At 68.1% G+C, this 21,778-nt stretch carries 25 protein-coding genes; 12 read left to right on the top strand and 13 right to left on the bottom strand.

Features of this window, described 5'->3' with window-relative positions:
• Window positions 1–43 precede the first annotated feature (43 nt).
• Window positions 44–661 carry a GTP-binding protein EngB gene (gene engB, locus HMUK_RS02955; RefSeq protein WP_015761605.1) on the bottom strand — a complete coding sequence of 206 codons (618 nt, stop codon included), beginning with the start codon at window positions 659–661 and terminating at the stop codon, window positions 44–46.
• Window positions 662–867: 206 nt separating this feature from the next.
• Here engB and HMUK_RS02950 point away from each other — a divergent pair, with 206 nt between their 5' ends.
• The 5 genes from HMUK_RS02950 (at window position 868) to HMUK_RS02930 (ending at window position 8,855) form a co-directional block, all read left to right on the top strand.
• The gene (locus HMUK_RS02950) at window positions 868–2,016 is read left to right on the top strand and encodes a Gfo/Idh/MocA family protein (protein WP_015761604.1); all 1,149 of its coding nucleotides are present in this window, start codon (window positions 868–870) and stop codon (window positions 2,014–2,016) included.
• A gap of 66 nt (window positions 2,017–2,082) precedes the next feature.
• Window positions 2,083–3,330 (top strand): Gfo/Idh/MocA family protein, encoded by a 1,248-nt coding sequence (locus tag HMUK_RS02945; RefSeq protein WP_015761603.1) that lies wholly within the window; start codon window positions 2,083–2,085, stop codon window positions 3,328–3,330.
• 193 nt (window positions 3,331–3,523) lie between these two features.
• Window positions 3,524–6,697, top strand: coding sequence for a PKD domain-containing protein (locus HMUK_RS02940; protein WP_015761602.1), 3,174 nt, complete (start codon window positions 3,524–3,526; stop codon window positions 6,695–6,697).
• A gap of 69 nt (window positions 6,698–6,766) precedes the next feature.
• On the top strand, window positions 6,767–8,050 hold the full coding sequence (locus HMUK_RS02935; RefSeq protein ID WP_015761601.1) for a TIGR00341 family protein: 1,284 nt from the start codon (window positions 6,767–6,769) through the stop codon (window positions 8,048–8,050).
• Window positions 8,051–8,114: 64 nt separating this feature from the next.
• Window positions 8,115–8,855 (top strand): SIMPL domain-containing protein, encoded by a 741-nt coding sequence (locus tag HMUK_RS02930; protein WP_015761600.1) that lies wholly within the window; start codon window positions 8,115–8,117, stop codon window positions 8,853–8,855.
• A 40-nt stretch (window positions 8,856–8,895) separates the two neighbouring features.
• On the opposite strand, the gene HMUK_RS02925 is transcribed toward HMUK_RS02930, so the two are convergent.
• The gene (locus tag HMUK_RS02925) at window positions 8,896–9,627 is read right to left on the bottom strand and encodes a DUF1028 domain-containing protein (RefSeq protein ID WP_015761599.1); all 732 of its coding nucleotides are present in this window, start codon (window positions 9,625–9,627) and stop codon (window positions 8,896–8,898) included.
• A 106-nt stretch (window positions 9,628–9,733) separates the two neighbouring features.
• Here HMUK_RS02925 and HMUK_RS02920 point away from each other — a divergent pair, with 106 nt between their 5' ends.
• The 3 genes from HMUK_RS02920 to HMUK_RS02910 all read left to right on the top strand — a co-directional run bounded on the left by HMUK_RS02920 (window position 9,734) and on the right by HMUK_RS02910 (window position 11,916).
• Entirely contained in the window at window positions 9,734–10,090 is a 357-nt protein-coding gene (locus HMUK_RS02920) for a cell division protein SepF (protein WP_015761598.1), read from the top strand.
• Between the two features lie 102 nt (window positions 10,091–10,192).
• A complete protein-coding gene (locus HMUK_RS02915; protein ID WP_015761597.1) occupies window positions 10,193–11,152 on the top strand; it encodes an ABC transporter ATP-binding protein in 960 nt (319 codons plus the stop codon).
• Entirely contained in the window at window positions 11,149–11,916 is a 768-nt protein-coding gene (locus tag HMUK_RS02910) for an ABC transporter permease (RefSeq protein WP_015761596.1), read from the top strand. Before HMUK_RS02915 ends, HMUK_RS02910 begins: the two co-directional genes overlap by 4 nt.
• Before the next feature lie 310 nt (window positions 11,917–12,226).
• On the opposite strand, the gene HMUK_RS02905 is transcribed toward HMUK_RS02910, so the two are convergent.
• Window positions 12,227–12,619 (bottom strand): DUF5611 family protein, encoded by a 393-nt coding sequence (locus HMUK_RS02905; RefSeq protein WP_018256747.1) that lies wholly within the window; start codon window positions 12,617–12,619, stop codon window positions 12,227–12,229.
• A 26-nt stretch (window positions 12,620–12,645) separates the two neighbouring features.
• Window positions 12,646–13,542 (bottom strand): DUF7093 family protein, encoded by an 897-nt coding sequence (locus HMUK_RS02900; protein WP_015761594.1) that lies wholly within the window; start codon window positions 13,540–13,542, stop codon window positions 12,646–12,648.
• A gap of 117 nt (window positions 13,543–13,659) precedes the next feature.
• Here HMUK_RS02900 and HMUK_RS02895 point away from each other — a divergent pair, with 117 nt between their 5' ends.
• Window positions 13,660–13,953: a DUF6432 family protein gene (locus tag HMUK_RS02895; RefSeq protein WP_015761593.1), complete on the top strand. Its 294-nt coding sequence runs from the start codon at window positions 13,660–13,662 to the stop codon at window positions 13,951–13,953.
• A 170-nt stretch (window positions 13,954–14,123) separates the two neighbouring features.
• Here the strand turns inward: HMUK_RS02895 and HMUK_RS02890 are convergent, their stop codons facing one another.
• The gene (locus tag HMUK_RS02890) at window positions 14,124–15,293 is read right to left on the bottom strand and encodes an MBL fold metallo-hydrolase (RefSeq protein ID WP_015761592.1); all 1,170 of its coding nucleotides are present in this window, start codon (window positions 15,291–15,293) and stop codon (window positions 14,124–14,126) included.
• Between the two features lie 82 nt (window positions 15,294–15,375).
• Here HMUK_RS02890 and HMUK_RS02885 point away from each other — a divergent pair, with 82 nt between their 5' ends.
• Complete coding sequence (locus tag HMUK_RS02885) at window positions 15,376–15,990, top strand: hypothetical protein (RefSeq protein ID WP_015761591.1); 615 nt, start codon at window positions 15,376–15,378, stop codon at window positions 15,988–15,990.
• Window positions 15,991–16,038: 48 nt separating this feature from the next.
• Here HMUK_RS02885 and HMUK_RS02880 read toward each other — a convergent pair whose 3' ends face one another.
• Window positions 16,039–16,326 (bottom strand): DUF7577 domain-containing protein, encoded by a 288-nt coding sequence (locus tag HMUK_RS02880; RefSeq protein WP_015761590.1) that lies wholly within the window; start codon window positions 16,324–16,326, stop codon window positions 16,039–16,041.
• A 96-nt stretch (window positions 16,327–16,422) separates the two neighbouring features.
• Between HMUK_RS02880 and HMUK_RS02875 the strand changes: the two genes are divergently transcribed.
• Window positions 16,423–16,974, top strand: a complete 552-nt coding sequence (locus HMUK_RS02875; RefSeq protein ID WP_015761589.1) for a DUF6735 family protein — start codon at window positions 16,423–16,425, stop codon at window positions 16,972–16,974.
• Between the two features lie 12 nt (window positions 16,975–16,986).
• Complete coding sequence (gene nucS, locus HMUK_RS02870) at window positions 16,987–17,724, top strand: endonuclease NucS (RefSeq protein ID WP_015761588.1); 738 nt, start codon at window positions 16,987–16,989, stop codon at window positions 17,722–17,724.
• Window positions 17,725–17,786: 62 nt separating this feature from the next.
• Here nucS and HMUK_RS02865 read toward each other — a convergent pair whose 3' ends face one another.
• From HMUK_RS02865 to HMUK_RS02835, 7 genes are all read right to left on the bottom strand, one after another.
• Window positions 17,787–18,347, bottom strand: a complete 561-nt coding sequence (locus HMUK_RS02865) for a hypothetical protein (RefSeq protein WP_015761587.1) — start codon at window positions 18,345–18,347, stop codon at window positions 17,787–17,789.
• Between the two features lie 185 nt (window positions 18,348–18,532).
• On the bottom strand, window positions 18,533–19,279 hold the full coding sequence (locus HMUK_RS02860) for an MBL fold metallo-hydrolase (RefSeq protein WP_015761586.1): 747 nt from the start codon (window positions 19,277–19,279) through the stop codon (window positions 18,533–18,535).
• Window positions 19,280–19,330: 51 nt separating this feature from the next.
• Window positions 19,331–19,711: a rhodanese-like domain-containing protein gene (locus HMUK_RS02855; RefSeq protein WP_015761585.1), complete on the bottom strand. Its 381-nt coding sequence runs from the start codon at window positions 19,709–19,711 to the stop codon at window positions 19,331–19,333.
• 87 nt (window positions 19,712–19,798) lie between these two features.
• Window positions 19,799–20,362 (bottom strand): NUDIX hydrolase, encoded by a 564-nt coding sequence (locus tag HMUK_RS02850; RefSeq protein WP_015761584.1) that lies wholly within the window; start codon window positions 20,360–20,362, stop codon window positions 19,799–19,801.
• Window positions 20,359–20,925, bottom strand: a complete 567-nt coding sequence (locus HMUK_RS02845) for an NUDIX hydrolase (protein WP_015761583.1) — start codon at window positions 20,923–20,925, stop codon at window positions 20,359–20,361. Before HMUK_RS02845 ends, HMUK_RS02850 begins: the two co-directional genes overlap by 4 nt.
• The gene (locus HMUK_RS02840) at window positions 20,922–21,359 is read right to left on the bottom strand and encodes a hypothetical protein (RefSeq protein WP_015761582.1); all 438 of its coding nucleotides are present in this window, start codon (window positions 21,357–21,359) and stop codon (window positions 20,922–20,924) included. Before HMUK_RS02840 ends, HMUK_RS02845 begins: the two co-directional genes overlap by 4 nt.
• Entirely contained in the window at window positions 21,359–21,772 is a 414-nt protein-coding gene (locus HMUK_RS02835; protein WP_015761581.1) for a DUF5809 family protein, read from the bottom strand. The genes HMUK_RS02840 and HMUK_RS02835 overlap by 1 nt, the downstream gene beginning before the upstream one ends.
• Window positions 21,773–21,778: the final 6 nt, after the last annotated feature.

The raw sequence follows: 21,778 nt of genomic DNA, 5'->3' as shown, positions 1-21,778 counted from the left end.
CTCGCCAGCGGTGCGCGAAGCGCACCCGACGCAGAGAACGGTCCTAGAAGAACTGGAACAGATCGTCTCGCCCGGCCTCGTGGAGGTGGTGGCGGACGGCCTCGTCGAGGGCGTCGACGGTGCCCCGCTTGGCGCTGATCGGCGCGATCGTCTCCTGCCACTGTTGCCACGGCGGATAGAGGCCGAGACGATCGCAGATGTCGTTTAGCCGCTCTTCCTCGTCGTCGACCTTGTCCATCTTGTTGACGGCGACGACGGGCTCGACGTCGACGTCTCGCAGGAAGTGAAACAGCTCCACGTCGTGGGGGATCTCGTCGGGACCGGAGTGGCGGTCGATGATGTCGACGGCCGCCTTCCCGTCGAGGACGAGGATGCCGACGAGGATCTTGTCGGCGTTGGCCTCGACGTACCGGACAACGTCGGTCTTGATCTGCTCGCGCACGTCCTCGGGGACGCCGTTCATGAACCCGAAGCCGGGGAGGTCGGTGACCATGAAGTCCGGACCGGCCCAGTCGAAGTGGTTGGGCTTGCGGGTGACGCCGGGCTTCTGACCGGTGTCGACGCTGTGGCCCGTGATCTCGCGCATTAGCGTCGACTTGCCGACGTTGGACCGGCCCACCAGGACGATCTCGCTGTCCCGGTTCGGTCGCTGTTCGAACATACCCGCGGTAGACGGCGGAGCCTGAAATCCTCGCCGGTCGCGAGCCAGGCCGCACCGATCCCGTCGGATCGGCGGCAACATTAACACCTGCTGTTGTTCCCATCGGTGGATTTAACAGTATCTTCGATGATACTCCGAACACTCGCAGTTGATCGCCGGGCCGCCGTCGCGACGAGTGGCGGCCGAGTCCGGACACGAACACCATCATGGAGACAGTCACTATCGGCATCATCGGCGCGGGGAATCGAGGCGAAGAACACATCCGGAAGTATCGAGGCGTCGACGGCGCGACCGTCAAGGCGATCGCGGACATCGACACGGAGGCCGCGGGAGAGCTGGCCGACGAGTTCGGGATTCCGGACGTCTACGAGGACTTCGAGGCGATGCTCGACGATCCGGAGATCGACGTGGTCAACGTCTGTGTCCACAACAACCTCCACGAGCCGATGGCGGTCGCCGCCTTCGAGGCCGACAAGCACGTCTTCTGTGAGAAGCCCCTGGCCGGCAGCTACACCGACGCCGAGAACATCGTCGACGCGGCCAATGCGGCCGACAAGCTCCTGGCGGTCCAGAACGTCGAGTTGCTGACGCCGGAGACGCAGGCGGCACGGACCTTCGTCGAATCGGGCGATCTCGGCGAGGTCTCGTTCGCCCGGTCGGTGTACTCTCGGCGGCGTGGTCGCCCGTACGTCGACGGCTACGGGACGCCCGCGTTCGTCTCGAAGGAGTCGGCCGGCGGCGGGCCGGTCTTCGACATCGGCACCTACGAGATCGGTCGCAACCTCTACCTGCTGGGCAACCCCGCCGTCGAGCGCGTCAACGGCCAGACGTTCGACTACACCGACGACAGCCTCGGCGAGGAGCTGACCGGCGACAACGCCGAGCTCTACCGGAAGCGTCTCGAAGAGTCCGGCCACGACGTGGAGGACGCCGGCACCGGCGCGGCCCGACTGGCCGACGGCTCTCGCCTGGAAGTGCGGGCCGCCTGGCACGCCTACCAGCCAGACGAGCGCGGCGTCGTCGTCGGCAGCCAGGGCGGGATCGCCTTCGATCCGGTCGAACTCCTGACGACGATGAACGACTACGAGACGACCGTCGAGATCGACGTGGACGGCTTCGAGACCCGTCACGGACTGATTCGGGGCGAGAGCGGCTACGAGGTCGACGAGCGCCCGAACCAGTACGACCACTTCGTCGCGGCCGTCCGCGGCGAGGTCGACCAGATCCGGACCGACGAGATCGCGCTCAACTCCATGCTCGTGATGGAGGGAATCTACCTCTCGGCCGAACGGGGCCGCGAGGTCACCGCCGAGGAGATCGCCGAGGCGTCGGTGTCTCGATCGATCGACCTGTAGGGTACGGCCACCGTTGTTTGGACTATCGAACGAATCTATTTACCGCGTCCCGTCGTACCGTGTGCCATGGCAACGAACAGACTGGGCGTCGGCTTCGTGGGTGCCGGTTTCATCACACGGGAGTTCCACGCGGCGACCTTCGAACGCATTCGCGACGCGGACGTGACGGGCGTGATGAACCCGACGGTCAGCAAGGCCGAGGCGGTCGCGGACGCCTGCCGCGAGGCCGGCAGTGGGGACCCGATCGCGACGGGGGACGTGCGCGAACTGGTGGGCCACGAAGACGTGGACGCGGTCTGGGTCACCTCGCCCAACCACACCCGCGTCGAGACGGTCGAGGCGATCGTCGAGGAGATCCAGCAGGGCGGAGCCGACCTCGCAGGCATCGCGATGGAGAAACCGCTCGCCCGCACTGTCGGCGAGGCCCAGCGAATCGTCGACCTGGTCGAGGAGACCGAGCTGAACCACGCCTACCTCGAAAACCAGGTGTACATGCCGGGCGTCGACCGGATGAAGGAGCTGCTGTGGGACTCCGCCGAGGGTGCCGGGCGACCGTATCTCGCCCGCTCGGCCGAGGAACACGCGGGTCCCCACTCGTCGTGGTTCTGGGACCCCGAACGGCAGGGTGGCGGCGTCCTCTCGGACATGATGTGTCACTCCCACAAGGTCAACAGGCACCTCCTCAGTCGGCCCGGCGAGGACGATCTGGAGCCGATCGCGGTCACCTGCGACATCTCGACGCTGAAGTGGGGCCGGGACGACTACGCCGCCGAGCTGGCCGCGGAGTACGACGTGGACTACCACGAGACGCCCGGCGAGGACTACGCCTCCGCGAGCGTCTTCTACGAGACCCCCGAGGGCGACCTCGTGGTGGGCGAGGCGACCAACTCCTGGTGTTTCGTCGGCTCGGGGCTGCGGATCACGATCGAACTGCTCGGCCCGGAGTACTCGGGGACGATCAACACGCTGGAATCGGGCACCGACGTGTTCTTCTCCGACCGCGCGGCCGAGGGCGCGGGCTACGTCGTCGAGAAACAGGCCGCCGACCGCGGGAAGATGCCGGTGCTCCCCCAGGAGGGCGCGACCTACGGCTACCTGGACCAGAACGAGCACGTCGTCTCGGCGTTCCGGGCCGGCGAGAACGCACGCGAGGACCTCCGGGACGGACTGGACGTGGCGAAACTCGTCGCGGCCTCGTATCTCGCGGCCGAACGCGGCGAGCGCGTCGACTTCGACGACGCCGACCTCGCCGACTACGTCCCCGAACCGGCCCGCGGCGAGTTCGCGGCCGGTCCGGCCGGCGTCGAGCGGTGAGGTGACGGGCCGGGCCGGCTGCCACCGGCCCGCACGTCTCAACGCGACTTAATTAAACGGCCACAAATACTAGTCATAAATCTATATATAGCAATATTCCGTAGCTACTTGAAGAATAAAGGTACCGGTTCAAAGAAGCTGATGGTTGGTGGGGGGCATCGCAGCGGAATCAGCACGCAGTTTGGGGGATACTATGAGACACACACGACGCGATCTGTTACGGAAAGCATCGGCACTGTCGGCGCTCGCACTCGGTGCGAGCTCGACCGCAGCAGCACATTCGGGCCACTGCGACGCGCCCGACTGGGATTCGAGCGCAACCTACAGCGGCGGCGACCAGGTCGTCTACGACGGCGCGCTGTGGACCGCCGAGTGGTGGACCCAGCGAGAACCCGACGCCGACCTCGGGGCCTGGACCCGCGAGCACGACTGTGACGAGGAGAACGAGGAGCCGACGGCGTCGTTCACGATGGACGTACGCTCGCCCGCACCGGGCGAGACGGTCAGCTTCGACGCGTCGGCGTCCTCGGACGCGGACGGCTCGATCGCGTCCTACGAGTGGGACTTCGACGACGGCGACTCCGCGACGGGCGAGACCGTCACCCACAGCTTCGACGCCGAGGGCGAGTACACGGTCACGCTGATCGTCCGAGACGACGAGGAGGCACCGGCCACGGCGACCAAGACCGTCGCCGTCGGAGAGGGGTCGAACGTGGCACCCGACGCCTCGTTCACGGTCGATCCGGCCGAGCCCGATACCGGGGAGACGGTCAGCTTCGACGCGGCCGGCTCCTCGGACTCGGACGGCTCGCTCGCGAGCTTCGAGTGGGACTTTGGCGACGGAGCCACGGCCACCGGCGAGTCCGTCACCCACACCTACGAGACGGCGGACGACTACACCGTCTCGCTGACCGTCACCGACGACGACGGTGCCAGCGACTCGAACGACACTACCGTCACGGTCTCGGGTACCGGCTCGGACGGCGGCAGCTGTGACGGCGTCGACGCCTGGGACGCGGACGCGACCTACACCGGCGGCGATCAGGTCACCTACGACGGCGATCTGTGGGAAGCCAGCTGGTGGACCTCGGGTGACGAACCCGGCTCCAGCGAGTACGGTCCCTGGGAGAACGAGGGTGCCTGTGGCGACACCAACGAGGCACCGACCGCGTCGTTCACGACGGACGCGAGCGCGCCCGCACCCGGCGAGGACATCACCTTCGACGCCTCGGAGTCCTCGGACGCGGACGGCTCGATCGCGTCCTACGAGTGGGACTTCGGCGACGGCTCGGCGGCCACCGGCGAGGTGGCGACCCACGGCTACGCCGATGCTGGCGATTACACCGTGACGCTGACGGTCTCCGACGACGCGGGCGCGACCGACAGCACGTCGACGACGGTGTCGATCAGCGACGCCGACAACCCGACCCAGATCACGATCGACAGCAGCATCGACGGCTGGCTCGGTGCCGAACCGGCAGCCATCGAGGGCGAGCGGAACCCGACGATCTCGCTGACCTCCGGCGAGTCCTACGCGTTCACCTACAACAACGTCGACGGGATCCCCCACGATCTCGTGATCCGCAACGCCGCTGGCGAGGAGCTGCTGGCGACCGAGCGGGTCGGCCAGGAAGGCCAGAGCCGCACCCTGGAGTTCGAGGCCACCGAGGAGATGGTCGAGTACATCTGTACGGTCCATCCGGAGTCGATGGTCGGCGACCTCGCGATCGACGGGAACGCCCCGCCGATGGCGGGCCTGACGATCGATACGGCCAATCCGGACCCCGGCCAGGAAGTCAGCTTCGACGCCTCTGAGTCCTCGGACGCGGACGGCTCGATCGCGTCCTACGAGTGGGACTTCGGCGACGGTTCGACGGCCACCGGCGAGACGGCCTCTCACACCTACGCCGAGGCGGGCGAGTACACCGTCGAGCTGACGGTCACCGACGACGGCGGCGCGTCGGCCGTGACCAGCACCGACATCACGGTCGGCTCGGTCAACGAGGGGCCGACGGCGTCGTTCTCCGTCGATCCCGCTTCGCCGGCACCCGGTGAACAGGCCTCTTTCGACGCCTCGGAGTCCTCGGATCCGGACGGCTCGATCGCGTCCTACGAGTGGGCGTTCGGTGACGACTCGACGGCCACCGGCGAGACGGCCTCCCACACCTACGCCGGTTCGGGGGCCTACAGCGTCGAACTGACGGTCACCGACGACGGCGGCGCGACCGCCACCACGACGACGACGGTCCAGGTCGGCGACGGCAGCGACATCACCGCCAGCACGACGCTCGAAGAGTTCTACCCCGCGTACGACGAGGACTTCAACCCTACCTACACCGAAGGCGGCGTCCAGGGACTGCTCAAAAACGAGCTGAACGGCGACGCCAGCGAGTACGGGGCCGACGTCGACGCGATCCAGAACAACGCCGGGGACGGCTCGATGCAACTCGGAGCGCTGGGCGACCGCGGGCTCGAACTGGTCAAGCAGTTCGACGCGGCGGGCGTGCCCCGAGAGAACAACGCCCGGATCATGCCCTGGGTCGTCGGGTTGCCCGAGGAGACCGAACCGATCCCGTTCAACGACGGCGGCGGACGGGACGGCGGCCTGACGGCCGACGCGGGGCCGGTGGCGGCGAACAACGACCCCTCGGTGCTGGTCCAGGACGCCTGGCCAAGCGGCGAGCAGTTCGACGACGACTACCTCCAGCCCGACCGGGTCGAGTGGAGCAGCGGCGTCAGCGACAGCCAGTACAACAACACCGACAACCCGATCATCGAGGCCACGACGGAGAAGGTCCACCCGGTCACGGGCGAGAGCCTCGGCGACGGTTTCACCGCAAACGCCCCGGTGGAAGCGACCGCCGAACTCCACGGCGACGGCTGGCTGTTCGACACGTCGCTGATCTTCGAGAACCGCACCGAGGTGCCGCTGCTGATCGACGGCGCGATCATGTGGTACGTCGCCCCGTCGAAAGAGGCCACTGGGCTGGACCAGTTCTCGTACGACAACGCACAGCGCAAGAACTTCTCGGTGGGCCACCCACAGCGCGACGTGATCGAGGTGGCACTGCCCGACGGGGCCAAGCCGGGACCCTTCGAGGGGACCGACGCGCCGCTGTCGGCGTACGCCATTCGTGTCACCCACCACGACAACCCGTACATGTACCGGGTCCTCTACCCCAACCAGAAGTTCTCGATGACCTACGGGAACGTCACGGGTCCCAGCCAGTACGACTGGCCTGTCGACGATCTGGTCGACGTGATGCTCGACACGCTGCACCTCGAATTCCGCACGCAGATGGACAGCCTCGAACAGAACACCGAGCTGGTCGACGCACTCGACATGCGGAACCGCTACGGGAACTAGACGCCACGGCGGTCGCGCTCGACGCTCGGACCCCACCGTCTTTTGCTCCTCGGGCTCACAGCACGTGACGTGCGACTCGTACAGGTCACGATACCGGCGGGCAAGCGCGACGCCATCCTCCGGGCACTGGACGACGAGGGGATCGACTACGTCGTCAACGACGAGACGAGCGGTCGGGAGTACACCGGCGTCGCGTACTTCCCGCTGCCCAGTGCGGCCGTCGAGCCGGTGCTCGAACAGCTCCGAGCGGTCGGGATCGACGAGGACGGGTACACGGTGATCGTCGACGCCAACACCGTCATCTCCCGCCAGTTCGACGAACTCCAGGAACGGTACGACGAGGAGGAAGACGAGGACCGGATCGCTCGCGAGGAACTGACTGCCAGAGCCAGCGACATGGCACCCGCCTTTTCGACGTACGTCGTCATGACGGTCGTCAGCGCGCTGATCGCGACGGCGGGGCTCTTGCTCGACTCGCCCGCCGTCGTCGTCGGCTCGATGGTGATCGCGCCGCTGATCGGCCCGGCGATGGCGACCAGCGTCGGCACCGTCATGGACGACCAGGAGATGTTCCGACGGGGCGTCAAACTCCAGTTGATCGGGCTCGTGCTGGCCGTCGTCAGCGCCGGCCTCTTTGCCTTCCTCGTGCGTTCGGTCCATCTCATCCCGCCGCTCGCGGACGTCACGTCGATCCCGGAGATCCGCGAGCGCGTCGCCCCGGACTTCCTCTCGCTGGTGGTCGCGCTGGGTGCGGGGGTCGCGGGCGTCGTCAGTCTCTCGTCTGGTGTCTCGACCGCGCTGGTGGGCGTGATGATCGCCGTCGCGCTGATCCCGCCGGCTGCGACGGTCGGCATCGGCATGGCGTGGGGCCAACCCCTGGTCTCGCTTGGCTCTGCGGTGTTGCTCGCCGTCAACGTCCTCTCGATCAACCTCGCGGCGCTCGTCGTGTTGTGGTACAAGGGGTACCAGCCGAGCCAGTGGTTCCGGACCGACGAGGCAAAGAGCGCCACGGCCTCCCGGATCGGCGTTCTCGTCGTCTCCATCCTGGTCCTCTCGGCGTTTCTCGGCGGCGTCACGCTCGATACGTTCGAACGGGCCAGCACCGAAGAACAGATCCGATCCGAGGCCGGCGAGATCGTCGCCGAGGCCGGCGCGACGATGCTGGAGATCGAAGTCCAGCAGACCAACACCGCGGTGTTCCAGCAGCCGACCCGCGTCGTCGTCACGGTCGGCGTCCCGCCCGGCGAGACGTTCCCGACGCTCGCAGACGACATCGACGCGGTGGCCGACCGGATCGCGGACCGCGACGTGACGACGGAGATCCGTTTCGTGACCGTCGATCAGGCCGGCTGATCGTTCAAACTGGGTTTTGACCGTCCCCGAGGGCTTTGAAGATGGGGGTCGTCGGTGACCGTGTATGCGACGTTCACTCCCCGCGGTCGCCGTGCTGGCGACGCTCGTACTCCTCAGTGGCTGTACGGGCGCGCTCGGTGCCGGCGACAGCGCACAGACAGCTGCCACCGACAACCGAACCGTCGACGTGGGCGCGACCGGCGCGGTCAGCGCCCAGCCCGACCAGGCCGTCGTGCGCGTCGGCGTCGAGACGCGTGCCGGCGACGCCGCGACCGCTCGACAGCAACTCGCCGACAACGTCACCCAGCTTCGAGACGCCCTCGCCGACATCGAGGGCGCACAGGTGCGGACCAACGGGTACGACATCGGGCAGGACTACCGCCGCCCGCCCTCCGAAACGGAGGACCCCGAGCCCCGATACGTCGCCCGCCAGTCCTTCGAGATTACCATCAACGACACCAGCAAGGCCGGTTCCGTGATCGACACGGCCGTCGCGAACGGTGCCAACGACGTCGACAACGTCGAGTTCACGCTGTCGGCCGACCGCCGTAACGAACTCGAAGAACAGGCCCTGGAGGGCGCGATGGACCGCGCCGAGACGAAGGCGACGACGATCGCCGAGCGGGCGGACCTGACGATCGAGGGCGTCGAGACCGTCACGACCGTCGACCGGGGCTACCGGCCCTACGCCGCCGAAGCGACGGCGACCGCGGCCGGAGACGGTGCCAGCACCGACATCGACAGCGGACCGGTCACGGTGACGGCACAGGTCAAGGTCACCTACGAGGCCGCCGAGTCGGCGTGACGCCGCCGTCCGATCGCCCATCCGGCCGTTCCGCCACCGATCACGACTCGCCGCCGTCCGGCTCCTCGCCGGAACGCTCGTCCTCGTCGTCCGCCCTCTCCGCTGCTCTCGCCAGCGCCTGCTCGTAGCTCTCTCTGGCCAGTTCGTACGTCTCGCGCAGGTCTTCGATCGGCGTCTCGGTCGCGTCGACTCGCAGGTCGTCGTAGTAGGGGTCCGCGGGCCGGTCCTCGGTCGTCGCGACCAGCAGGGCCGCGCTCTGGACCTCTAGCTCCGTACGCTTGTCGCCCCCGGCCGCGTGGCCCGCTTCGAGCGCGTCGATCAGCCGCTCGGCCAGCGGTGCGTCGCCGTCGCGCCCCTCCTCGTAGGCCGTGGCGGTGGCTGTGAGCACGTCGGCACCGGTCAGCAGATTCCCCGCGACGGTGTAGTCGTCGCCGACCTCGTGACCGAACCACTCGCCACACTCCCCGCCGGAGAAGGCGAACTCCCCGTCGGCGTCGACGCCGTGAAGCTGTCGCTCTGCCTTGCCGTCGTCCGCGTCGAGCAGCGACTGCAAGGCATCTTCGACGGCCAGCCCGTCATCGACGTAGTCGATCCCGCGTCGCCCGAGGTCGACGTTGACGCGGCTCTGTGTCGCGACTGCACCGTTCTCGCTGACGAACGGACACAGCGTCCCGACCGCGGCCAGTCGGGTCGTCACCGCGACGCCAAAGCGGGTCTGTTCGTCGCCCTCCTCGTCCGTGTACTCTTCGCGGACGCAGATGCTGAAGGTCACAGGCCCCTGTTGGTCGCGAACGGCAAAAGCGGTCGGGCGACAGTCGGGTGGTCGAGTCGTTCCGTCTGACGTAAAGCCTAAACCACCGGCGACCCCCACAGTGGGTATGGGACTGATGAGCAAGATACTGGGCGAGTCGGGCTCTTCGCGGGCCACCGAGGACTACGTCGAACTGTCTGCCGACGACCTCGACGACGCGGTCGAGGTCGACCGACAGGTCCGAATCGCACGCATCGGCGAGAAACAGGACGTCGTCGAGATCAAAGACGCCGTCTACGACGGCGACATCGTCGTGGCCGACATCACGCGCCACAGCACGCAGGACCGTACGATGGAACACATCACCGACGAACTCAAACGGGTCGTCAACGAGGTCGGGGGCGACATCGTCCAGAAAGACGACGACCAGCTCATCATCACGCCGGCCGGCGTCGCGATCAGTCGCGAACGCCTGGGTCAGTAGGCTCGCACCGCTCTCTTTCCTTTCGCCGCCGTTCTGTCGCGTACGATCTACGCCACCGAGCGTTTCACGCCCCTTAACCGCCTCGAACGACTGGAAACGGTAATGACTGCACCCGCAATTCGCACCCGCGAGTTGACGAAACGCTACGGTGACGTGCAGGCGCTTGCCGGACTCTCGCTGACGGTCGAGTCCGGGGAGTTCTTCGGCTTGCTCGGGCCCAACGGTGCCGGGAAGACGACGTTCATCAACACGCTCGTCGGACTGGTCGACGCCGACGGCGGCGAGGCGACGGTCTTCGGCCACGACGTCGAGGACGACTACCGCGAGGCGCGCGACGCCATCGGGCTCGCGCCCCAGGAGTACAACGTCGACCGCTTTTTCCCCATCCACGAGGTCTTAGAGCACAAGGCGGGCTACCACGGCGTCCCCGAGGCCGAGGCCGAGGAGCGGGCCGAGGACGCCCTGAAGACCGTCGGCATCTGGGACAAACGCGACACTCGTTTCGACTGGCTCTCCGGCGGGATGAAACGACGGTTCATGCTCGCCCGCGCGCTGGTGTCGAACCCCGACCTGCTGATCCTCGACGAGCCGACGGCGGGCGTCGACGTACAGCTGCGCCACGACCTCTGGGAGATCATCAACCGCATGAACGACGGCGGGACGACGATCCTGCTGACGACCCACTACATCGAGGAGGCAGAGCGCCTCTGTGACCGGGTGGCGATCGTCGACGACGGCCGGAAGGTCGAGGTCGCGACCCCCGACGAGCTGATGGAACGGGGCACCGACACGGTCGAGATCGGCCTCGAATCGCCGCCCGCGACCGCCCCCACTCTCTCGGTCGAGGGCGCGCGAGACGCCCGCATGGAGGACGAGACGCTGCTCGTCTCTGCGGCCGGCGGGAGCTCTCTCGCCCCGGCGATCATGCGTGAACTGGAAGCGGCGGGCCACACCGTCACGTCGCTGGACGTACGGCGGGCCTCCCTCGAAGAGGTGTTCGTCGACATGACGCGGGCGGACCACGGCGGCGACACCGAGGTCGAGATGGAGGTCGACGCGTGAACCGAACCGCCACGCAACTCCTGACGCTCGTGCGTCGGGAGGTGCTTCGCTTCGTCAGGCGGCCGTACAACACTTTCCTGCCGCCGATCATCACGAACGCGCTGTACTTCGCCGTCTTCGGGGTCATCCTCGGCAGCCGGATCGGCGAGATCGCGGGCGTCAGCTACATCCAGTTCGTCCTGCCGGGCCTGGTCGTCCTCGGCGCGATCTCGGACAGCTTCGAGAACGCGTCGTTCACGATCTTCCACGGCCGCTGGAACGAGTACATCCAGGCCGTCACGACCTCGCCGATGTCCCATCGCAGCGTCGTCGCCGCCTACGTCTCGGCCAGCGCACTGCGCGGGATCGTCACCTCGCTGTTGATCGTCGGCGTCGGGCTGGTCTTTACGTCGGTCTCGGTGGCTCACCCGCTGTACCTGATCGCGTTCGTCCTGGTCATCACCACGCTGTTTGGCGGACTCGGCGTGATCGGCGGGCTGTGGGCCAGCGACTTCGACTACCTGACGGTGATGAACCAGTTCATCCTCCGGCCGCTCGTGTTCTTCGGCGCGGTGTTTTACTCGCTGGAGGTGCTCCCGCCGCTGTGGCGGACCGTCTCGCTGTTCAACCCGATGGTGTACATGGTCAACGGCGTCCGGTACGGTATGATCGGCGTCACCGAGATCGAGCCCACGACCTCGCTGCTCGTGCTCACCGGGGCCGCCGTCGCCGTCCTCGCCGTCGACCTCGCGCTGTTCAAACGGGGGTACGGGCTCACCGAGTGATCTGCTCGGAGGCCACGGCAGGGGCTCGGGAGCGACGAGAAAGAGCGCCCCCGTCGATCGACGGGGACGCCCCAAACTATGACAGGGCCGTGGCGGACTGGCCCTACCCGCGCCAGTCGGCCACGCACGCGCACCGTGCGCTGTGACCCGGATACTTCTCGACCGCCTCCAGGCGTGGCGTATGGTACGCTTTGTCACGGGTCTACTTGAACCTGACGGGCGGCGTAATCACTCTCATCTCTGTTTCTCATCTGAACGCCGCGGGCGCGGCTGCCCGCGATCGATAGAGTGCGACGAGCTGAGAAGATCCTCAGACGCTGTCGGGCTTGTCGGCGTCGTCTTCGACGGAGCGCTTCATCGAGTCTCGGCGGGCCTTGGCGTCGCGGCCGGTCGCCTCTTCGAGAAAGTCGTTCTTGGCCGTGACGGCCTCCTGTGCCGCGTCGGCGTTGCCCTCGGCGATGACGTCCTCGGCGTCGCGCTCGTCGATGTGGAGCGCGAGCTTGTCCTTCTTGCCGCTGTACTCGACGGTGCCGGCGACGACGCGCTCGAAGACCGGATTGTCGGGGTCGTCGACGACCAGCAGGTCGCTCCCCTTGCGCTCTTGTGTGTCGGTGATCTCGCCGAAGTAGTCCTCGACGAACGCCTCCATGTCGGGAACCCGATCTTCGAGGTGCTCGCCGCGTCGCATCTTGTACTCTCGCATAGAAGTCGATTTGTGCTGGCCCTGCCTTACTCTTTTCGCGTTTCGTCTTCTGGCTCGTGGACGAGTGTGCCGCGGTGACACTCCGGACAGAAGTCGCCACGCCGCAGCGACGAGGACTCGACCAGCGTCGTAAAGTCACACTCCGGACAGCGGAACTGGCCGTCGGGGACCGTCAGCGTCGTCGTCTCCGTGGCCTGCTCTTCGTCGTCCTCGTCGATCGTCCCGATCGTATCGGGCTGCCACTCGTCGTCGCCCGTGTCGGGCTCTTCGGGCCACTCGCCGGGCTGGCGGTCCCCCTGCTCGACGGGATCGTCGTCGTCCTCGTCGATGATCATGGCGTCGTCGGCGTCGGGGTCGTCCGCGTCGATCTCCTCGGTATCGACGGCGGGGGCTCCGCCGCCCAGTTGCTCGTCGCCGTCCTGCTCGTCGATCTCGGGGTCGACCGTGGGGTCGGCCAGTTCCTCGTCGACGGCCTCTTCGGACACCGGCTCGTCGGATTCGGCGTCGATGATCTCCGCGCCGGTATCGGGCTCGGCCTCGGCCTCGGGTGTCGACGGCGTCTCCTCGCCGCCGACGATCTCCGAGGCCGACAGCTCCTCGCCCGCCGCCGGAACGTCCTCGGTGTCGTCGTCCTCCACGTCGTCCTCCTCGTCCGACGGCTCCTCTCGGGCAGTGTCGGACTCGGACTCGCTTTCGGCGTCCGTCGTCGCCGCTTCGCCCTCCGACGCTGCCGTCTCGGTGTCGTCGGGTGTTTCGATCGCCGTGACCTCCTTGTTCTCGGAGACGACGCGCTCGGTGCCACACCGCTCGCAGGTTTCGACCTCTCGGATCGTGATGACGACTTCGCTACCCTGCTCTTCGCGGTCGCGCTCGACAGTCGTTTCTCCGTACGCGTGCCCAAGCACGGAGCATTTGAGACTCATTGTCACGACATGGCCCGCTCCGAGTGATAAGCCTACTGCTTGGGACGACCGCGAGCCGACCGCCGGTCTCTCTCGCTCGGGGACAAACACAAGGGGGTTCCACGACTATCTCCCGGTATGAGAGCGAAACCGGAGTACCGCGACCGTCCCGACACGCAGGTCGCAGTGCTGGATGCCCTCGGAGATCGCCCCGAGGACGGGATGACCGTCTTCGAACTCCGGTCGCGGGTCGACGCCGACATCGACCACCTGGAGGACGCCCTCGCCGAACTGAAGGCGGACGCGCTCATCGAGGTGACACGGGACGGCGAGCGGACGGTCTTCTCGCCCCAGTCCGGCGTCGTCGGCGAGCACGAACCCACCGACGAGGAGTCACTCGTCGACGTGATCCGGCGTCGCTTCTCGCTGTAGCCCCTACTATACGGCTATCGTCAGCGTTCTCCCGGGCGACCGCACATCGCCGTGGGATCGACCCGGTGCGGACCGGCGACGACCCGTCTCATACGGTTTATTGTAGTTGCTTACCGGTGATCGTCTACTCCGTGGCGACGATCACCGGTAAATCGCTACAATAATCCGTATCACTCCGCCGTCGCGGCGCAGTTGTTCGGTCCCAGTTCCCACTCGAAGGCGTCGTCGTCGCTCGGCGTCCGTCGGCCGAGGTTGGCTGCGACGATCGCCTCGGCGTTGGCCGGGCGCGGCGGGACGTTCTCCGTGACGCGCTCGACGAACGTCGCCTCGTCGACCGCGAAGGCCCACAGCCGTTCTCGGAGCTGGCCCAGCGTCGCCGCGTAGCTGCCGTCGTCGTTTCGCACCGTTCGCTCGCCGACGTGGCCCGGCGCGATCAGGGTCTCGTCGTCGAACGCGTCCAGCCGTTCGGTCAGCGTCGCGTACAGTTCTCGGGCGAACGCCGCCGCGTCGTCGCTCGCTTCGAGGTCCGGGCGGGCGACGCTCTCCAGAAAGAGGCTGTCGCCGGTCAGCAGCACGTCGCCGACCGCGACGCCGGTCATCCCCGTCGTGTGACCCGGCAGCGCGACCGCCCGGAGCGTCGTCTCCCCCAGGCTGCGCGTCTCGCCGTCGGCCAGCGTCCCGACGGTCCCGACGACGCCGCGCTCGTGAGCCCGCGCCGGCACCAGCGCCTCGCCGCCAGTCGCCGCCGCGACCGACCGCAGGCCGCTGACGTGGTCGGCGTGGACGTGAGTGTCGATCACGTACTCGATCGTCGCGTCTAATCGCGTCGCGTCCGCGGCGTACCGATCTGCGAACGCGCGCAGCGGATCGACGACGGCCGCCACGCCGTCCGCGACGATCTGATAGCCCAGACAGCCCGAGGCCGGTCGCTGGTACTGGACGATCGTCGCCTCGTCCGCGTCGAGTTCGTGTGCCTCGTACACGCGGGCCCAGCCGTCCATCCCGCCCGCGAGGTTGTGCGCGTCGACGCCGGCCTCCGTCAGCAGTCCGGCGACGTAGGCACTCGCCTCCCCCCGGGCACAGACGACCGTGATCGGCCCCTCGCCCGCGACCTGTGCGGCCAGCTCGTCGACCGACCCTCGGACCTGTGCCTGCAGGGCCTTTGCGAACGAGTGCTGTGTCGCCGTCACCGACGGCCCGGCGATGTGCCATCGCTCGTACTCGTCGCGGTCGCGCACGTCGAGCAACCGAACCCTCTCACCGTCGGCCAGCCGTCCGGCCAGCGTCTCCGGGGTGATCGTCGCCGGCTCGACCGGCGGGTCGGGATAGGACTCGGACATAGCCGTCCGTACGGCCCCGGGAGCCATAAGCGGTGTCACGATCGGGCCCGGACGTTAAGGTGTGTCGACGCGTCGTTCCGGTATGGACGCCGACACGTTCGTCGAGCGGGTCCGTGCGGACAGCGCGACCAAACTCGACCGGCTCGGTTCGGAGAAGGTACTGCTCGCGGCGACGGACGCGACTCTCGAACCCGCCGCCGTCCGCGCGACGCTGTCCGGACGCGAGGCGGGTCGCCGAGCGGTCTTCGACGCGTGGGCCGGCGAGACAGACGGCCCGGCGGCCGACGCCTTCGAACGGGCCAGCGAGCGCGCGGCAACGCGACACGGGACTCTCTCGGCCGAACTCGACGAGTCGCCGACGGAGACGGCGTGGCCGGTCGTCGAGCACCTGCGAGGGCTCGGGGCCGACGCCGAGCGGGCGGGTGCGCTGGTCGCGACCGGTCTCGTCGGTGATCGGACGGCCCTCCAGGCGATCAACTTCTTCGTCAACGAGGGCGACGACGCCACGGCCGACGCGTGTCGCACCGTCCGGTCGTCCTACGGCGAGGACGCCGACGACGGGGCGGCGCTGGTGGTCGAACTCGGAGCCCAACCGGATCGCGCCCAGCGGGCGGCTGCCGAGACGATCGCCGTCGCGTACGAGGACTACGCCCGGCGTCTCGACGCCATGGGTCTCGACCCGCGCCCGGTCTGTTGACGCGGCCGCAGTTCGGGTCCGGTTCGAGCGCCACGTTCGGGACAGCGATCAGTAGGGCTGTTGTTGCTCGCTGGGGTGCTCGACGTGGAGCCGCGCACTCGGTAGCTCGGAGACACACTGCCGACAGAAGCGGTACGCACGGTCGTTCTCGGTGCCACACTCCGGGCACCGACAGACGCTCCGGTCGGCTCGATCGGCCACCTCGACCGCCGCGGCGTCGGAGACGCTGTCGGCGGCCGGCTCGGACCGGTTCGACCGGTAGGCATACAGCAGTGTCAGGAGGTGCGCGAAGAGCAAGCCCGCGATCGCGGCGTACACCCACTCGGTCCCCAGCATACGTGCGACTACGACGGGTACGCACTTGAGGATTGTGCCATTCAGTGTCACGATCGGCGGCGCGGGTTTATCACCGAACACGCGCCCAGCGACGCCATGGCACACCGCGCACTGGTCGCCTACCGGGACGGCGACGGCTACCGTCTCCACTACGCACACCGGGGGACGGGGCTGGCCGCTGCGATCACGCCCGAGACGCCGTTCGGTGGCCGACGGGACCGCTCGCGGCCCCCGCCCGTTCCCGACCGGATCGCCCACCAGTTCGATCTCGCTTCGAGCCGGGACGACGCCGTCGGAACACGCGTCGATCCGCGACCGCTGGCCCGGCGGCTGGACCCCGCCGACGTGTTGGCAGCCGTCGACCCGACGATCGAGTCGCTCGTCGTCGTCGGACCCGCCGACGAGACCAGCACCTACCTCGTCTGTCCGCTCGGTCTCGACGGCGGTGAGCCCCTCGCCGTCGCCGGCCCGACGGCCGACGAGGAACGGCTCCGTCGGACGCTGGTCACCGCCAAGGATCGACTCGGCGAGCGCGTCGACGACGGGGCACTGTCTCCGGAGCGTGCCCGCCGTGCGCTCTGGCAGACGCTCGCGCGACTGGCACCGCTGTACCCGATCGACGACGCGTCCTTTTTACGACCCGACTGACTACGGCCGAGCGTGACGACCCACGGGGACGCGACCGAGACGCTGTCTGACCCGGACTTTGACGCGGCCGGAGACCTCGTCGAGCGGGGGATCGACGCGGGAGCGCTGGTGACGCTGTTTGGCCGCTGCCGGGTCGACTACGACGGACGCGCGACGAGTACGCTGGGTCCCGGCGATCGCCACGTCATGCTCAAACCCGACGGGGCGGCGCTGGTCCACACCGACGAGGGCCAGCAGCCGGTCAACTGGCAGCCGCCGGGCTGTGAGCACGCGGTCCGCGTGGTCGACGGCGAGTTCGTCGTCGAGAGCGAGCGATCCTCGCCCGACGAACTGCTCTCGATCGCCTTCGAGTCGCTGTCTCACGTCGGCGTCTTCGACGTGACCGACGCCACCGACCTGTCGCTGACCGGTACCGAAGAGGATCTGCGCGAGCGCATCCTCGACGATCCCGACCTCCTCGAACCCGCGTTTACCCCGCTCGCGACGGAGCGGTCGACGCCCGCCGGTGCGATCGACATCTACGGCGAAGACGCGGACGGGCGGACCGTCGTCGTGGAGCTGAAACGACGGCGCGTCGGGCCAGACGCGGTCGGACAGCTCGACCGGTACGTCCAGGCGCTCGGGCGCGACCTCCACGACGAGGCCGAGATCCGGGGACTCCTCGTCGCCCCGTCGGTCACCGACCGCGCCCGCGAACTCCTGGCCCAGAAGGGACTGGAGTTCGTCTCGCTGGCACCGCCCGAGGAGTGAGCGCCTCGGCCGCTCATCGAGGCCGGACGCGAGTTTCCCCGTTCACGTGGCCGTCGCGCTCGTCATCGCGGGACATCGAGATCGAGGTCGCCGACGAGACTGCCGACCAATCCCATTCGCGCCACCGACTGCCTCGCTTCTTCGGCGTGTTTGGCTTTCTCCTCGGGGAGATCGTCGGCGAGGTCGTCGAGTTCGTCGAGTAGCACCCGCTTCTCGGCGTCGATCTCTGCCAGATCGATCGCGACACCGAGCGTGTCGAAGCCGTCGACGGCGGCTCTCCGGACCCGTCCGTCGTCGTCTCCGAGTGCGTCGAGCAGGAACTCGACGAGGCGCGTCCTGTTCTCGCGCAGATCGCCGATCGTGTAGCCGTCGACGCGCTCTCGCTCGCTTGCGGCGATCGTCAGCTCCAGCATCGGGTAGGCGTCGCGCAGAAACCGCACGACGGATTGGCGGACGTAGCCGTCGTCGCTCTCGTAGACCGGGTGACACGCATCGAACAGCGCCCCGTACTGTTCGACGCGGAGAGCCGACTCGACCGCTTCGATCTCGTCGATCGCTTCGTTCACGCTGTCGCTGTCGCCCGACGCGAGCGCCTCGGCGAACGACTCGGCAGATCTGTCCATACGGGCGCTACGGTGGTCGATCGGGTGATCGTTTCGGTGTTCGCTCTCGGCCGTCCCGGATAAACGCGTTTTTCACCCGTGGCCGGCTACGGGCTGGTGGTGGCAATGACGAAACGTTACCCCCTCTGAGCCCTTTCTGACGAGAGCTTTCACCAGAGCCACCACTCTCGACTCGCGACGACCCGTCACTGCTCGTCGAGTACGACCGGGACGCCAGCGGCGGCCACGTCGGCGGCGAAGGCCCGCGAGTCCGTCGCCAGCGTCGAGAACGTGTTGTAGTGGACCGGCATGACGAGGTTCGGCTCGATGGTCGCGGCCAGCCGCGCGGCCTCGCGGCGGTCCATCGTGAACCGCTGGCCGATCGGCGGACAGAACAGCGACACGTCGACCGAGCGATGGCCCGGCAACACGTCGGTGTCCCCCGGCCAGAACGCCCGCGTCCCCTCCACGTCGACGAGGAATCCACAGCCGAATCCCTCCGGGTGGTAGGGGGTCCCGTCCGGGCGCGTGTGGGGGCCGTCCGGCTCGTTGTGGGCCGGCGTCGACCAGACGGAGACGCCGTCGACCGTGAGGTTCGTCGTCGCGTCGACCGTCCGCAGTTCGTAGGGCAGTTCGGTGATCGGCGCGAGCCCGCGCTCTCGATCCTGCCCGTCGATCCCCTCGAAGGCGACGACGGTCGCGTCCGCGCTCGCCACCCGCTCGATGCCGTCGGGGTCGTAGTGGTGGACGTGACTCACACAGATCACGTCTCCGTCTTCCGGCCGGTAGTCGCGTCCCGGCGGGTGGTTCAGTCCCGCCTCGTCGGGCTCCCACTCGCCGGTGAGGACGCCGTACCGCCCCGGATCGAAGTAGACGACCGTCTCCTCGCCCGCGAGCCGGATCGTGGCGTAGCCGAGCCACTCGACGGCGAGCCCGTCGTGTCGAACAGTCATTGCCTACCGTAGGACGGGCAGAACACATAAGTCGGCCGTTGACTGGCCGCCCTAGAACGGCGCGTCTGGTCCCTCGTCGGCGGGCGCTCCCGCGTCCTCGTCCGCCTCCCCCTCGCCGCGTCCGCTCTCGATCGGCCCGTCCCAGGACGCCAGCCCGGGGCCGAAGCTCTCGGCGCGGCCCGAGAACCCCTCGTAGGAGGCGATCAGCCGCGCGGCCTGGACGCTCGATTTCCCGTGCGGGCAGACCGTCACGACCCGCTCCGCGCCGTCGAACTGCTCGATGTCGTCGACCAGTTGCTGGAGCGGGACGTTCTCGCTGCCGGGGATGTGTCCCCGCTCGTACGCGCCGGGCGAACGGATGTCCACGACGCGCGCGTCGGCACCGTTTTCCAGTATCGTTTCCAGTTCCTCGTGCCCGATTTCCCCGTCCATTACCGAACGCTGGGTGCTGGGCTCCCTTACGCCTCACGGTCGGTACTCGAACTGTACGGCTGTTCTGGGAGGGCGCGTGGCCGACGACTACAGCAGTCCGTCCTCGCGAGCGAGCAGGATCGGCGTGAGCGCGAAGCCGTTGACCGGCCCCTCCCGTGACCGCAACACGTCGACGGCCTCGTCGACGGGGACCGTCAGGGTCTCGATGACTTCGCCCTCGTCCGGGTCGGGCTCACCCGCCACCAGTCCCGTCGCGAAAAAGACGTGCCGGACGTAGCGGGTCCACCCCGACGGGACGTACGAGTCGACGTAGCTGAGTTCCTCGGCGCGGTAGCCGGTCTCTTCGCGGAGTTCGCGGTGGGCGGCCTCGATGGGTTCTTCGCCGTCGTCGATCCCGCCGGCCGGGAGTCCCAGCGACCGCATCCGGAACCGCGGACGGTACTGCTCGACGAAGACGAGCTCGTCCTCGGCCGTCGGCGCGACGACGATGACGGCGTCGGCCGGCTCCAGCCAGTAGTAGTCCGCGAGGTCGCCGTTGGGCCGCTCGATGGTGTCGTAGCCGGCCTCGAAGAACGGTGTCTCCCAGACGACGACGCTTTCGTGGACCGGCCACTCGGGATCGGGCCGGTTCCAGGGATGCCGTCGGCTCACAACAGCCCCTCCGCTCGCGCGAGCAGGACCCCCTCGATCGTGGCGTCGTTGGCCGGTTCGCGGCGGGCCACGTCCAGCGCGTCCGCGATCGGGACGGTCGTGACTGTGAGGAACTCGTTGTCGTCGAGATCCGACTCGACCGGTTCCAGCCCCTCGGCGAAGACGATCCCTCGCCGGTGTCTGAGGACGCCGGTCGAACACCAGAACTCCTCCAGCAGGGAGATGCCGGCGGCATCGAAACCGGTCTCCTCGCGGAGTTCGCGCCGGCCCGCCTCGGTGTAGGACTCGCCGTCCTCGACGATGCCCGCCGGCAGCTCGAGACACTGCTCGCGGATCGTCGGCCGGTACTGGTCGACTAGGATCAGTTCGTCGCCGCTGCGAGCGACCACCACGACGGCGTCGGGCAGCTCCGCCCAGTAGTAGGACTTCTCGCTCCCGTCCGGCTGTTGGACGCGATCGTAGCCGCCGGTGTACCAGCCGGTCTCGTACTCGGTCTCGGAGTCGACGATCGGCCACTCGTGGCTCGGCTGGCGGCTCGGGTCGGGGTTCGAATCCGGGCTCATGCTCGATCCTGTGTGACGCCGATACGATAAAGCGTCCCGTTGTGTGCCAGTCGCACCGACTCGCCGTCGGCCGCCCGTGGGTTGCGCTGCCGTAGCGCCGCCAGTTCGTCGAACGGCGAGTGCGTGAACGCGCCCTTGATCCCGACCGGACCGCGCCAGTAGGGCTCGGAGTAGCCGGTCTGATTCGCGCCCGCGTCGGCGATTGCCGTCGTCGTGAACGGGTGGGTCCGCTCCGAGAGCGCGTCGCCGCCGACGGCCGTCGCGTTCGGGCCGCTCGTGACGTTCGTCTCGTTGGCGTCGACCTCGCCGACCGGCGTCGCACTCACGTAGTAGGGGTCGCCGCTGCGAAGCAGCGACGGCGCTGCCCCCAGCGCGAGCAAGAGGACCAGGACGACCCCGATGCCGAGCAGGAGGTTCCGGGTGACTGTTCGCATCAGACCACGTCCTGGTAGATCCGAGCGACGGCCTGTCGGCGCAGCGTCGCGACGGCGGCCGCTTCCTCCTCCTGGAACGTCGCCGCGACGGCGGTCTCGGCGAACGGCGGGGCGTGCCAGGCGACGGCGTCGACGTTGTCGGCACCGAAGACCTCGACCTCGTGGTCGGCCGTCTCGCGCCACTCCTCGAACTCCGCCGCGGTACCGACACGGACCGCCAGCTCCTCGCCGAACATGGCTTCGCGGGCCGTCTCGACGACGTCGCTGGTCACCCGCTCGTCGTACTCTTCGCTGTCGAACGCCATCGACTTGGCGACGGCCTTGACGACGACCTGTGCCGTCGAGCCCAGCGCCTCGTAGCGCTCGCGTGCCTCTCGGGCGGTCTCCGGTAAAAACGTCCCCTCGGTGTGCATACCCCC

Origin of the sequence: Halomicrobium mukohataei DSM 12286 (assembly GCF_000023965.1) — an archaeon.
GTDB lineage: Archaea > Halobacteriota > Halobacteria > Halobacteriales > Haloarculaceae > Halomicrobium > Halomicrobium mukohataei.
Note: the sequence above shows the minus strand (reverse complement) of the source record. Positions and strands in the feature narration are given on the sequence as shown.